The organism is Kingella negevensis (assembly GCF_030177895.1).
In the GTDB taxonomy this organism is placed as follows: Bacteria; Pseudomonadota; Gammaproteobacteria; order Burkholderiales; family Neisseriaceae; genus Kingella_C; species Kingella_C negevensis.
This window is the reverse complement of sequence record NZ_CP123448.1, coordinates 856,189-868,512: the sequence shown is the minus strand read 5'-3', so window position 1 is coordinate 868,512 and position 12,324 is coordinate 856,189. Positions and strand designations below refer to the sequence as shown.

Sequence of the window (12,324 nt, the reverse complement as noted above, 5' to 3'; positions counted from 1 at the left end):
CAGCGACCTGCGGATTAACAGTCCGTAATCGCCCACTTTTAAAAAATTCAATTAACTGATTTTTATAGATTATTTATTTTGTGGTGTCTGCACATACCATCACATAAAGTCTCATAACAATCGCATTTTAGCACAAATTGGACACACAAGAAAACACACTTAAAACCGCGTTCACTCGCTTTTTAAAGTGTGTTTTTTCACTTTGATAAAAGGAAAATCTATGCACACAGCACATTTTTTGATGATGACGGCAGCTATTGCAACCGCGCTGCCAACTTTTGCTGCACCATCGCCACCAATCAATTATTCACAAATGCGGTTTAACGATTTGGCGCAACAATGCAGTAAAGGTGTCCACCCCAACACATTGCAAGCGGTCGCTCGTGTGGAAAGCCATTTCAATCCCTACGCCATCGGCGTTGTTAAAGGCAGCCTGATACGCCAACCGCGCAATCTTGCCGAAGCGGTCGCTACCGCCAAATCATTACACGCACAGGGCAAAAATTTCAGCATGGGTTTGATGCAGATTAACCGTTACAACTTGGCAAGTTACGGCTTGAATTATGAAACCGTGTTTGAGCCGTGCAAAAACATTAACGCTGGCGCACAAATCTTGAAATCTTGCTTTGACCGCACAGGTGGCAACGGACAAACCGCATTGCAAAAAGCATTTTCTTGTTATTACTCGGGGAATTTTCGCTTTGGTTTCAAAAGCGATTTCAAAGGACAACCGCCTTACGTTACCAAAATCATTTTGGCAGCGATGGATAATTCTCCGAATCAAACCATTGATTTTTCAGGCAGCCTGAAAGCCAGCAACAACTATTCGGCACAATCTCATTTACTCAAAACCAGTTATGTGCCACAACCGAGCAACAGCAAGCAGCCTGAATATATTCCGATGCCACAAGCAGAACAGCAAGTGGCGCAACCCCATTCGGTTACTGAACAAACAGTTGCCGTTTCGTCAGCAGAACCCGTGAAAGTCGCAAAGGCTACCGCCGATTGGGACGTATTCGCCGATTTCTGATGGCAGCAATCCGATACCGCCAAATGGCGGTTTTTTCTTTTTTAAATTTAAGGAACTTTGTATATGAAAACAAATACTTTAACGCGTATCGCGCAAGGCAAAACAGCTAAATTTGCTCTGATGGTTGCTTTGGGTTTGGCGACACAATCCGCAATGGCAGCAGGTGGTTTCGCCAGCGAAGCAAAAACGATGGTGGAAAGCATTCGTGATGGCATCAACATCATTGTGGGTGTGGTCGCAACCATTGCTTTGTTGTGGCAATTCGCACAAGGCTTTATGGGGCGTAAAACGTGGGGCGACATTTTAGAAACATCTATGTGGATTGTTGGCGCAGGTGCTGGTATTGCATTGGCAACATGGCTGTTTACCAAAGGCGGCTCAATGACTTTCTAGGGTTTCAATCATGAGCGATTACGAAAACATTAACACAGAATACGCCACTTACAACGCGCTCGGCAGACAAGCCATGATTATGGGTGTACCAGTCGTTGCATTGGCGATGAGTAGTTTTGTTTTGGTAATGGCAACAATGTTGGCAATGCCTTTCCTGCAAGGTCGGGCATTGCTGATATTAGCCTTACTGATACCGATTTTTATTGGTCTACGGACGGTGTGTGAAACAGACGACCAAGCCTTACGCATTTATGTGTATGAAATTAAATGGTTTTTCAGAAAAAGAAACGCCAAAATGTTCAACAATACCACCACCGTTATTCCGACCAAATATGGGAGACAAAACAGTGATTACCAGCGATTTTTTCAGCAAGACATTCAATCAGCAGCCAGCGCATTCAGACTTACTGCCGCCAATTTGCCAACACGTTACCAATAATATTGTTTGGTATGAAACAGGTCATGTTGCTTTTGTCATCAGAATGAATGGCTTGCCTTTTGATGGCGTAGAAGACAGTTATTTGTACACGCAATTTGTCGGTTTAAAAAATATGTTGGCAGGCATCGGCAAAACATTGGGCAACCGTTTAGCCGTATGGACAACGTTACAGCGCAAAAAAATCAACTTTGACCGTGAATACAACTTCAAAACGCGTTTTTGCCAACAATTTGCCGAAAAATATGTACAGCGTTTTCACAATGACAATTATTTTGAAAACGTGTTCCATATTACCGTTCTGATTAAAAACAGCGACATAGACGATGGTATCAAAGAAGCCGAAGAGTTAATCGCCAGCATGATGTCATCACTCACGCCGTATGAACCCACGTTGCTGACCGCGTACCAAAATCAAAACGGCGTACTTTTTTCTGATGTGTACCGCTTTTTTGGCAGCCTGATAAACGGTCAAGATGAGCCAGTTCCCTTGTCGTTTGTAGACACTTATCAAACGCTCGGCAGCGCGTATTTGCATTTTGGCAGCGATATTGGCGAAATCCGCCCGATGCACGGACAACGCAAATTTGCTACTTGCTACGATTTGAAAGATTTTGGCATCAGCAAGCCTAAAATTCTCACGGATATTTTGACGTTGCCGTGTGAATTTACGCTCACGCAAAGCCTGATTTACATCAATTCGCACACCATGCAGGCTGAAATCCGTAAACAACTGAACAATTTGAAATCGGTTGGCGACCAAGCCATAGAACAGCAAGAAGAGTTGTATAGTGGTATGGGTAAATTAACGGCTGGCGATTTGATGTTCGGCGATTATCATGCGGCATTGGTTGTGTATGGCGATACACCGCAAGAAGCCGCCACCAACGGTTCAAAAGCCTATGCGGCATTTATGAACTCGGGTGGTTATCGGTTTACCAAAGCTGGCGCATCGGCGTTGTCCACTTATTTCAGCCAAATTGCAGGCAGCCGCGAACGTCCGCGTTCGTTTCCCAAAACCACAACCAATTTAGCAACCACATTCGGCATTCACAATTATTCATGCGGTAAAAGTCGGGGCAACCCGATTGGCGATGGTTCGGCGGTCATACCGTTGCAAACCAAATCACGCACTTTGTACGATTTCAATTTCCACTTTTCCAATCCACAAGAAGACAACACAGGCGAAAAAATCGCAGGACATACGCTGATTTTAGGAGCGACAGGCACAGGTAAAACCACCTTGCAAACATCGCTGATGGCGTTTGTGGAGCGGTTTGACCCTTACATTTTCGCGCTGGATTTAGATAGGGGTATGGAAATTTTTATCCGTGTGTTGGGCGGTCAATATTTTGCATTGGAAGCAGGTGTGCCAACTGGTTTAAATCCGTTCCAACTGCCTGATACGCCGTCTAACCGTGAATTTTTGTACACGCTCGTGGGTATGTGTGGCGCAAATCACAACGGTACATTAACCGCCGAAGAAGAAAAGCAAATTCAAGTCGCCGTTGATACGTTGATGGGACTAGACCACGAATTACGCAATTTCAGCCATTTGTTACAAAACATTCCGATGGTTAATCAAGAAAATAGTTTGCGTGAACGCTTGGGGCGTTGGTGTCGGAGTGAAAACGGACGGTTTGCATGGTGCTTGGACAATGATACCAATCTGTTTGATGCCGAACAGTTTTATCGTGTGGGATTTGATTTAACCGATATTCTGAAAGAAGACTATCCGCCGACTGCGCCTGTCATGGCATATATGTTCCATTTGCGCGGCATTATGATGAAAGGCGTGGCGGAGAAAAACGGCATTCTTGCCAGTATCGTTGAAGAATTTTGGTGGGCAGCACGTTTTCCAGTTTTACAGGAATTGATGCTGAAAATCCTGAAAACCGACCGCAAATTGGGCGGTTGGCTGATTTTGGTCTCACAATCGCCCGAAGATGCGATTGCTTGCCCGATTTTTCCTGCGATTGTGCAACAAACGCCGACCAAAATTTTTCTGCCAAATCCCGATGCGGAATACAAAAACAGCTACGAACGCTGCGGCATTACCGAAAAAGAATACTGCGAACTGGTGGAATTATCGGTGGATAGTCGCATGTTTTTGGTTAAGCAGTCCACACAATCTGCTTTTGCTAAACTGAATCTACAAGGTTTTTCAGATGAAATGGCGGTGTTGTCGGGTTCGGCGGATAACGTGGAATTGTTACATCGTGTGATGGCGGAATGTGGTAGCGAAAGCTCTGAAATTTGGTACGAACCGTTTATTCAGGCTGTCCGTGAACGTAGAGCCATGAAAAAACGTGTTTAATTGAAATTGCTGTTGTCGTAATGATAATAGCTGCAACCCGACCGCTTAATGCGGTTTTTTCTTTTTGAGAAGGACTTTTCAACCATGAAAACAAAATTAACTCAAATTGCCGCCGTTGTGCTTTCAGGCTGCCTGATTATTTCAACACCTGCATTTGCACAAGGTATTCCAACTTATGACGTAAAAGCGGTGCTGGAATCTATTGAACGCGGCAAACAATTAAAAGCACAGATTGAAAACCAAATTTCCCAAATTCAGGAAATGAGAAACCAATTGGCTGCTATGAAAGGCTCACGCGGTATGGGCGACTTGGCGCGTAAAGCTATTAATTACGATTTGAACGTACCGAGTGAATGGGGCGATTTGCACAAATTAACCAGCGCACAACAACAGGCACGTTTGAAAGGCAATCAATACGATGCGGCTCAATCCGACAATTTGCTGAACCAAAATTTAACCATGTTGTCTAAATTTACGTCAGAAAATCAGCAACGTTTGAATACGATTGATAGTTTGATTAACCAAATCAATACCACAACCGACATCAAAGCATCTAGCGATTTGCGTAACCGCTTATCGGCAGAACAGCTTAAATTTCAAAACCAGCAAACCATGTTAGACCAAATGGCGCGTATGTATGATTTGCAGGAGAAAGTTCAGGCTCGCCAGTATTCAAATCGTGAAGCGTGTTTGGCTCGGCATTTGGTAGATAAAAATTACGCTGCTTGTAAATAATAATAGGCAGCCTGAAAAGATAATTTTTCAGGCTGCCTGAATATCACAATTAGGAGTGCAACCATGTTTGAATCACTATTTGAATCTCTTTTGACAGGTCTCGGTACTGATTTATTTCAAAAAACCACCAAACTGATTGCTGAATTATCGCCACTATTTGCCGCAGGATTTGGCATTTACATTATGATAGTCGCTTTAAACGCATACAATCGCGGTTTAGATGGTAATGTATTGGATTTGACAAAAAAGGTAGTTGGCTGGTTGATTATTATTTCTTGCGCGTTTAATGCTACACAGTATCTAAAAATTGCAAATATGCTGTATGAATTTCCCGAACAAATGGCATCACTCATTACAGGCGCACCATATTCAGCAAATCAATTAGATGCTAATTTCAATGAATTATTAGCATCAATGGGGCGTGTAGAAGCCTATGGTCAAAAAGAAATACCGCCTTTAAATGTAGGAGATAGGCTTGCATTAAAAATAATGGTTTTAGTTATTTTATTGTGTGGCATTATTTTCTTGACGATTGTTGCTGCATTTTATTTGGTTGCTAAAATCTCATTAGCTATGGTTATTTTAGTCGGTCCAATCTTCATCGGCTCAATGCTATTTCCAGCAACACGGCAATGGGGCATGAATTGGATTGGACAGATTATGAGTTACTCACTTATGGTTACATTCTACATTGCACTAGGAGCAATTCAGCAAACCTTTTTTGAATCCAGTTTAAAAAATCAAATTACTGATGATTGGGTTGGACTGACTACGCTATTAATTATTGCTGCAATGTATTTTACAGCTACCATGATTTTTCTAGTGGTTACGCTCTCTATACCGTCTATTGCAACAGCTTTAACTGGTGGGGCAACTATTGGTGGATTTAGTGGCGTGATGCGTAGCATGGTAGGACTATCCAAAGGTGCTAGCGTTGGAGCAGGAATGCCAGCGCGTGGGTGGAATGCAGCACAACGATTTTATCAGCGATTACAAGGTAATAGCGTTAAACCAAAATAAGATAAAGGCTGTCTGAATTATTATTCAAACAGCCTTTATTTATGCAAACATGGCATTATTTAAATGATTTTTCATTGAATGAAACAACCTACGCCATTGAATTTGATAAAAAGCAACTAGACCAATACAGCCAAACAAAACTGTATTGTCAAATAATGTATCAAGCCAAGTAGGAATATCAATGTAAGTAGTAAATAGCCATTCAATCATAAATTTGAAAATAAACAATAAAATAGGAGATAAAAATAGCATGAGTGCAAAAAGCAAGTATCGTGAATATTGAGATTTTGCAAATTTCTTCATGTTTTCTAAATTCCAATCAGCATTGGTTAATGTTTTATTTTTAAGACCAATAATGGATTTACCATATTGATTAACAATAGAAAATACCAAAATTTCATTACCTATACGCATAGGAATAGACCAATTTGTTAAATGGAAACATTTTTCTGTACCCTGTTCATCAGTCAGAAAAAATTGTGTGTACTGGGTTGTTGTGCTGTTTACTGTAACGTGTCCAAAGCTCCCACTTCCTGATACTTCAACTTGCGAATTTTGTTGAATATCTGCCACCGTACCCCTATCAATTTCAATCGTATAGTTCTTATACTGAATGGTTTGATTGTTCATCTTAAACCCCTTATTTTATAAAGAAATTTCAATTAAATTTTAACACAAAAAGCCTATTTTTCAATCCACAAGCAGCCTGAAATCTATTTTCAGGCTGCCTTTTTCTATGGAACTTTTATCATGAAAAAATTGCTCATCATGCTCACGACAACCGCTCTACTCGCTGCTTGCTCGCACAATCCACCCAAGCCTTACGGCAAACCTTTTCCAATTAACCCACAACCTACCATGACCACAGAAAAGGCTAATCCATGAAAACCAATCCCACACCCAAAGCCCCCAATCCACGCCAACAAGGGCTGAAATTTATCCAAGAAGCCAAAGAATTTCACAAAGCCGAACTAGACCGTGTCCGCAAAAACAGCCGCATTGCTTGGCGTATTTCAGGCGTATGCCTTGTGATTACAGGGCTTGCCGTTGGTGCGGTGGCTGGTTTAACGCCGCTTAAAACCACACAACCGTTTGTAGTGCGTGTAGACAACAATACAGGCGTAACCGATATTGTTACCACACTCAAAACATCTGAAAAAAGTTACGGCGAAGTCGTGGACAAATTTTGGTTGGCGCAATACGTCCGCCATCGTGAAAGCTACGATTGGCAAACTATTCAATCTACTTATGATGCCGCCATGTTGTTGAGCGACCCAAACATTCAGGCAGAATTTGCCAAACTCTACAATAACCCAACTGCCGCGCCACACAAAATCTTGCGCGACCAATACAAAGTTATTGTGAAAGTGAATGCCATCAGTTTTTTGGGTAACGAAGTCGCACAAATTCGTTTTGAAAAACAAACCATTCCTGTAAACAGCGTGAACCAGCCGTTGCCGCCACAACGTTATATTGCCACCGTTGGCTATGCGTATAAAAATCAGCCACAGGAAGAAAAAGACCGTTTAATCAATCCATTGGGTTTTCAGATTACCAGCTATCGCGTAGACCCTGAAAACACACCGAACCAATAGGATAATCTCATGAAAAATAAATTGATTTATCTCGCTATGGCAGCCATTGTGCTGCCATTTTCCGTTCAGGCAGCCAATATTCCAAAAGGCTCGCCCAAAGACAAACGCATTCAGACGGCTGTTTATACGCCTGATGATGTATTTGTGGTTCGTACCAAAGTCGGCGTAGCCACCGTTATTCAGTTGGAAAGCGATGAACGCATTATCGGCGAAAGCAGCGCAATGGGCATCGGTCATGCCGAAGCATGGAAAATGACCGCTCGCGGCAACAATATTTTCTTCAAACCCACCGCCGAACACCCCGATACCAACTTGCTGATTACCACCAATAAACGCACCTATGCCTTTGACCTGAAATCCACCAACGGCACACCGACGCCAACATACATTCTGCGTTTCAATTACCCTGATACCGCATTTGCCCAACGGCGCACCGCCGCACAAAAACGCATTCAGTCAGCCGAAGTATTCGGGCAAGCACAATCTGCGCCACCGCTTAACACCAATACCAATTATTGGGGACTTGGCAACAAACATCTCGCACCGACACACATTTACGACAACGGACGATTTACCTACTTCCGTTTCAATAATGGGCGCGACTTACCGACCATTTACAAAGTATTGGACGATGGCAGCGAAGTTCTGCTGAACACACACATGGACGGCGACACAGTTGTTGTTCACGAAACCGCGCAACATTTCATTTTGCGTTTGAACAAGCAAGTTTTGGGTATTGAAAATCGAGGATTTAACAGCAACGGTCAATTCAATCAAACTGGCACAGACGACAATTCATCTGTTCGTTTACTGAAAGGATTTTAAATGTTAAAAAAATTTTTAAACCGCAAAAAAGAAGTGTCCAATTTGCCCGAGCCTGATTTCAGGCAGCCTGAAAATGCAGAAAACAGCATTGAAAACACCGAACCCATGCCGTTGAGTGAACAAATCAATGATGTAAATGTAGAAGCTGGTTTGCCACTCAATTCATCAGGCGGCAAAAACAATATGACGAAAGTCGTGGTGGTAGGGGTTGGGCTATTGGGCGTGGGTATGGCGGTGGCTGGTTTAATTGCGTTTTCAGGCAGCAGCAATGAAGATGAAGCAGTCGCTGCCAAACAGCAGGAATTAGAACGCGTGAAAAACACCCAATCCAAAGATTTTTCTACTGAAAAACTGGATTTTGGACAAGAAGAAATCGCTACGGCATCTGCACCTGTTGCGGCATCGGCAGCATCTGCCCCCGAACCGCGAACCGTACCGCCGATTGATACGGTAGAAGCACCGCCACCACAGCCCACGAACACGGTTGAAGCCACGCCCGAAACACAAGCCGCACCTGTTGCCGAACCCAAAGAACCACCAATCGATAGCCGATTATTGGGCGATGTATTGGTTAGTAATCAGTCATCAGACATGAGCGGTCAAACGGTTTCAGGCAGCTTTGAACAAGGCGAAACACAAAATGTTTCTTTTTCTGAAAGCTCATCAGAAAGCAGCGACAATCCGCCAGCGCAAAACAGTTTTGCAGCGCGTTTAAATCCAACGGTTACGCCGAGCGTAAAAGCACAACGCCGCGCCGATGTAACGTACTTGTTGGCAAAAGGCACAAGTATTCCGTGTACATTGGACACGCAAATCATTACGACCCACGCAGGCATTACGCGCTGTTTGGTAACAAAAGACGTGTATTCTGCTAACGGCAAAGTGTTGTTATTGGAACGCGGCACAAAAATCATCGGCGAACAAACCATCGCGATGTTACACGGTCAAGCGCGTGTATTTGTGTTGTGGAACGAAGCCGAAACCCCCAAAGGCGTGAAAGTATCATTAGCGAGCGGCGGTGCAGGACAGTTGGGCGCATCGGGTCATGGCGCACGCATGAAATATCATTTTTGGCAACGTTTTGGCGGCGCGGTTATGATTAGTTTAATCGGCGATTTGGGCGATTATTACAGCAACCGCTCACAAAGCAATGGGCAAAATATTTCTTTTGAAAATTCGTCCGAAGCCGCGCAAGAAATGGCAACCGAAGCACTCAAAAACAGCATCAATATTCCGCCAACTGGTTTCATCAATCACGGTACGCTCATCAATGTGATGGTGGCGCGTGATGTGGACTTTGGCGGTGTGTATGAAGTTGTCAAACCGTATGAAATGTTTTGATGATTTCAGGCAGCTTGTGTTTTCAGGCAGCCTGAAATACAATAAGCATTACATTTAATGTACAGGAGTAAAACAATGGCAACAACTAATTATAATATTCGCATTGAGCAAGATTTACGCGACAAAGCCTTTTCTGTTTTAGAAAGCTACGGATTAGCCCCTGCACAAGCCATTAAGCTATTTTTAAAACAAGTAGCAGATACGCAAACTGTGCCATTGTCTTTCAATCATCATGGTACAAGCCGTATTCCTAATGAAACAACGCTTGCCGCTATTCAAGAAATTCTTGAAGACAAGGAAACACGGCATTTGAAGCGATACAGCAGCATGGAAGAAATGATGAATGACATCGCGGAGTTTGATGAATGACTAGAAAACTTGTACCAAGCAAACAATTCAAACGAGATGTTAAAAATAGATTGGATTTATTGCTTACTTCTGAATGGACAACCGTTTCTTGGTCTCTCATCAACAATCAACCTATGCCAGAAAAATTTAAAGACCATGAATTAAAAGGAAATTTAAACAACTTTCGTGAATGTCATGTTAAACCTGACCTACTGTTGCTTTATACATCAGATGATGATGAAGTTCATCTTGCACGATTAGGTTCACATTCAGAACTTTTTGGTTAATGATAGATTACAGGCAGCCTGAAAACACTATTCAGGCTGCCTGAATTTTTGATAGGAATAAAAATGGAAAACCAAACCATCCGCGCCGATACCAGCGCACGAAACGCCCTAGACCGCTTGGGCATCAGCGATTATTTGAACCAAGACGGCGTTACCGAAGTCATCATCAATCGCCCGAATGAAGTGTTTATTGAAAGCGCAAACGGCTGGCAACGTTTTGACGACAACCGTTTAGATTTCAAAGCATTGGAACATTTAGCCAACACCTTATGCGTGTTTAACAGCAAGCATATTTCCGCCGCCAACCCCATTCATTCGGTAACGCTGCCCAATGGCGAACGCGGACACATCATGATACCGCCGTCTTGCGAAGACAAAACCATCGTGTACGCATTCCGCAAACCGTCTAAAACACGTTTTTCGGTTGATGATTACATCAATACAGGGCGATTGAGCCAGTTCCGCGACAGCGCACAATACGGCGTTTCAGGCAGCCTGAAAACCGAAATTGACGGTAAACATTTCCATGATATTGCCGACAAAATGAACGTACCGCACGATATACCGTTGGCAAATTGGCAATACGAAATGTTAAACCACAAAGCTAACCGTGATTTGAACGCCTTTTTTGAATTAGCGATTGCCCACAAGCTGAATATTTGCATGGTCGGCGGTACAGGTTCGGGCAAAACCACGTTCACAAAAGCATTGGCAGATATGATTGACCCGACCACGCGCATCATCACGATTGAAGACACGCACGAGCTGGATTTGCCTAAACACCCGAACCATGTTCACTTGTTCTACAAAGAACACATCACAGCCAAACAAATTATCGCCGCCTGTATGCGCCTGAAACCCGACCGCATTTTTCTGACCGAGCTACGCGGCGATGAAGCGTGGGATTATTTGTCTGCGCTGAATACTGGACACGCTGGCGGTTTAACTTCCGTCCATGCCAACGATGCCCAATCGGTGTTTTACCGCATCGCACAACTGGCGAAAGAATCCGCCACAGGGCGCACAATGGACTATGATTTCATTTTGAATACTGTCCGTTCCACCATTGATATTGTGTGCTTTTTTGACCGAACGCGCATGACTGAACTGTATTTTGACCCTGTGGCAAAGTATCGGGCGTTAAGTGGACGGTCGTAAATGTATTCAAAACGAAATGAAAGATTGTTAAACCATTCAGGCAGCCTGAAATTTGTAAAGGAATTGGATATGAACCAAAACGAAATCAATATTTTAAATCGCCAACAACAAACCATGAACACATTACTCAATCAGCGCGTGTTGGCGCAATATGATGAATGTGTGAATCGTTTAATACGGTTTGGTGTGCTTCCCAATCACGACTACACGCCAACGCAAAAGCATATTTTATTTAACCAATTCAGCCTGTTAATGGCAACAGGTTCACACACAAGGGAAGAATGGCATGAACAAATGGCATCAGTTTTACAAGAATTAGGCATCAATCAAACTTCTGATTAACCGCCCCTTTTTCCATAAACAGAAAGCCTAGCGTTTCGGTATTTAAATCTTCTACCGTTAAATTTTCATTAAATTCATTCATTTAACTTTCTCCTGAAAAGGTAACATTATGTACTACAACCGTATTCAAATCATGGGTAATCTGGGCAAAAACCCCGAAATTCGCTATTTCCCTGACGGCACAGCATCGGCGAAATTGTCCGTTGCCTACTCCGAAAAATGGCGCGACAAAAACGGCGAGCAGCACGAGCGCACCGAATGGTTTACTGTGCTTTTAACCAAAAAACAAGCCGAAACCGCCGCCAAATATTTGCACAAAGGCGATACCGTTCAAGTGGCTGGCAAGCTGCTGTCGCGCCATTATACCGACAAAGACGGCGCAAACCGCACCGTGTACGAAATCCACGCCAACGAATTTTTGATGATTAAAACGCGCCAATCCGCCGAACCTGAAATGGCGGATTTACCCGAAGATTTGCCAATGTAATCATTTTATT

General features: G+C 43.2%; 15 protein-coding genes. 14 read left to right on the top strand and 1 reads right to left on the bottom strand.

Annotated elements, in window-relative coordinates; translation table 11 throughout:
- The first annotated feature begins 220 nt into the window (after positions 1 to 220).
- The 6 genes from QEO93_RS04840 to QEO93_RS04815 all read left to right on the top strand — a co-directional run bounded on the left by QEO93_RS04840 (position 221) and on the right by QEO93_RS04815 (position 5,931).
- Positions 221 to 1,030 (top strand): lytic transglycosylase domain-containing protein, encoded by an 810-nt coding sequence (locus QEO93_RS04840; protein ID WP_085815627.1) that lies wholly within the window; start codon positions 221 to 223, stop codon positions 1,028 to 1,030.
- A gap of 63 nt (positions 1,031 to 1,093) precedes the next feature.
- Entirely contained in the window at positions 1,094 to 1,423 is a 330-nt protein-coding gene (locus tag QEO93_RS04835; RefSeq protein ID WP_085815626.1) for a TrbC/VirB2 family protein, read from the top strand.
- Between the two features lie 10 nt (positions 1,424 to 1,433).
- Complete coding sequence (locus QEO93_RS04830) at positions 1,434 to 1,862, top strand: VirB3 family type IV secretion system protein (protein ID WP_085815625.1); 429 nt, start codon at positions 1,434 to 1,436, stop codon at positions 1,860 to 1,862.
- Positions 1,756 to 4,176, top strand: coding sequence for a VirB4 family type IV secretion/conjugal transfer ATPase (locus tag QEO93_RS04825; protein WP_284627629.1), 2,421 nt, complete (start codon positions 1,756 to 1,758; stop codon positions 4,174 to 4,176). Before QEO93_RS04830 ends, QEO93_RS04825 begins: the two co-directional genes overlap by 107 nt.
- An 84-nt stretch (positions 4,177 to 4,260) precedes the next feature.
- The gene (locus QEO93_RS04820; protein WP_085815623.1) at positions 4,261 to 4,911 is read left to right on the top strand and encodes a type IV secretion system protein; all 651 of its coding nucleotides are present in this window, start codon (positions 4,261 to 4,263) and stop codon (positions 4,909 to 4,911) included.
- A 63-nt stretch (positions 4,912 to 4,974) separates the two neighbouring features.
- Positions 4,975 to 5,931 (top strand): TrbL/VirB6 family protein, encoded by a 957-nt coding sequence (locus QEO93_RS04815; RefSeq protein ID WP_085815622.1) that lies wholly within the window; start codon positions 4,975 to 4,977, stop codon positions 5,929 to 5,931.
- 39 nt (positions 5,932 to 5,970) lie between these two features.
- Here the strand turns inward: QEO93_RS04815 and QEO93_RS04810 are convergent, their stop codons facing one another.
- The gene (locus QEO93_RS04810) at positions 5,971 to 6,561 is read right to left on the bottom strand and encodes a hypothetical protein (RefSeq protein WP_085815621.1); all 591 of its coding nucleotides are present in this window, start codon (positions 6,559 to 6,561) and stop codon (positions 5,971 to 5,973) included.
- Positions 6,562 to 6,812: 251 nt separating this feature from the next.
- Here QEO93_RS04810 and QEO93_RS04805 point away from each other — a divergent pair, with 251 nt between their 5' ends.
- From QEO93_RS04805 to QEO93_RS04770, 8 genes are all read left to right on the top strand, one after another.
- Positions 6,813 to 7,526 (top strand): VirB8 family type IV secretion system protein, encoded by a 714-nt coding sequence (locus QEO93_RS04805; protein WP_085815620.1) that lies wholly within the window; start codon positions 6,813 to 6,815, stop codon positions 7,524 to 7,526.
- 9 nt (positions 7,527 to 7,535) lie between these two features.
- The gene (gene virB9, locus QEO93_RS04800; protein ID WP_085815619.1) at positions 7,536 to 8,351 is read left to right on the top strand and encodes a P-type conjugative transfer protein VirB9; all 816 of its coding nucleotides are present in this window, start codon (positions 7,536 to 7,538) and stop codon (positions 8,349 to 8,351) included.
- Complete coding sequence (gene virB10 / locus QEO93_RS04795; RefSeq protein ID WP_085815618.1) at positions 8,352 to 9,692, top strand: type IV secretion system protein VirB10; 1,341 nt, start codon at positions 8,352 to 8,354, stop codon at positions 9,690 to 9,692.
- Positions 9,693 to 9,767: 75 nt separating this feature from the next.
- Complete coding sequence (locus tag QEO93_RS04790; protein WP_032136821.1) at positions 9,768 to 10,061, top strand: type II toxin-antitoxin system RelB/DinJ family antitoxin; 294 nt, start codon at positions 9,768 to 9,770, stop codon at positions 10,059 to 10,061.
- Positions 10,058 to 10,327, top strand: coding sequence for a type II toxin-antitoxin system YafQ family toxin (locus QEO93_RS04785; protein ID WP_032136822.1), 270 nt, complete (start codon positions 10,058 to 10,060; stop codon positions 10,325 to 10,327). Before QEO93_RS04790 ends, QEO93_RS04785 begins: the two co-directional genes overlap by 4 nt.
- 63 nt (positions 10,328 to 10,390) lie before the next feature.
- Entirely contained in the window at positions 10,391 to 11,485 is a 1,095-nt protein-coding gene (locus QEO93_RS04780) for an ATPase, T2SS/T4P/T4SS family (RefSeq protein WP_085815617.1), read from the top strand.
- Positions 11,486 to 11,827, top strand: coding sequence for a hypothetical protein (locus QEO93_RS04775; RefSeq protein ID WP_085815616.1), 342 nt, complete (start codon positions 11,486 to 11,488; stop codon positions 11,825 to 11,827).
- A gap of 109 nt (positions 11,828 to 11,936) precedes the next feature.
- On the top strand, positions 11,937 to 12,314 hold the full coding sequence (locus QEO93_RS04770; protein WP_085815615.1) for a single-stranded DNA-binding protein: 378 nt from the start codon (positions 11,937 to 11,939) through the stop codon (positions 12,312 to 12,314).
- Positions 12,315 to 12,324 lie beyond the last annotated feature (10 nt).

Excerpts from the sequence above, each read along its gene's own strand:
- QEO93_RS04780 (WP_085815617.1), top strand. The coding sequence starts at position 10,391 with ATGGAAAACCAAACCATCCGCGCCGATACCAGCGCACGAAACGCCCTA.
- QEO93_RS04840 (WP_085815627.1), top strand. The coding sequence starts at position 221 with ATGCACACAGCACATTTTTTGATGATGACGGCAGCTATTGCAACCGCG.
- QEO93_RS04830 (WP_085815625.1), top strand. The coding sequence starts at position 1,434 with ATGAGCGATTACGAAAACATTAACACAGAATACGCCACTTACAACGCG.
- QEO93_RS04790 (WP_032136821.1), top strand. The coding sequence starts at position 9,768 with ATGGCAACAACTAATTATAATATTCGCATTGAGCAAGATTTACGCGAC.
- QEO93_RS04785 (WP_032136822.1), top strand. The coding sequence starts at position 10,058 with ATGACTAGAAAACTTGTACCAAGCAAACAATTCAAACGAGATGTTAAA.
- QEO93_RS04775 (WP_085815616.1), top strand. The coding sequence starts at position 11,486 with ATGTATTCAAAACGAAATGAAAGATTGTTAAACCATTCAGGCAGCCTG.
- QEO93_RS04805 (WP_085815620.1), top strand. The coding sequence starts at position 6,813 with ATGAAAACCAATCCCACACCCAAAGCCCCCAATCCACGCCAACAAGGG.
- QEO93_RS04770 (WP_085815615.1), top strand. The coding sequence starts at position 11,937 with ATGTACTACAACCGTATTCAAATCATGGGTAATCTGGGCAAAAACCCC.
- QEO93_RS04825 (WP_284627629.1), top strand. The coding sequence starts at position 1,756 with ATGGGAGACAAAACAGTGATTACCAGCGATTTTTTCAGCAAGACATTC.
- QEO93_RS04835 (WP_085815626.1), top strand. The coding sequence starts at position 1,094 with ATGAAAACAAATACTTTAACGCGTATCGCGCAAGGCAAAACAGCTAAA.
- virB9 (WP_085815619.1), top strand. The coding sequence starts at position 7,536 with ATGAAAAATAAATTGATTTATCTCGCTATGGCAGCCATTGTGCTGCCA.
- QEO93_RS04820 (WP_085815623.1), top strand. The coding sequence starts at position 4,261 with ATGAAAACAAAATTAACTCAAATTGCCGCCGTTGTGCTTTCAGGCTGC.
- QEO93_RS04815 (WP_085815622.1), top strand. The coding sequence starts at position 4,975 with ATGTTTGAATCACTATTTGAATCTCTTTTGACAGGTCTCGGTACTGAT.
- virB10 (WP_085815618.1), top strand. The coding sequence starts at position 8,352 with ATGTTAAAAAAATTTTTAAACCGCAAAAAAGAAGTGTCCAATTTGCCC.
- QEO93_RS04810 (WP_085815621.1), bottom strand. The coding sequence starts at position 6,561 with ATGAACAATCAAACCATTCAGTATAAGAACTATACGATTGAAATTGAT.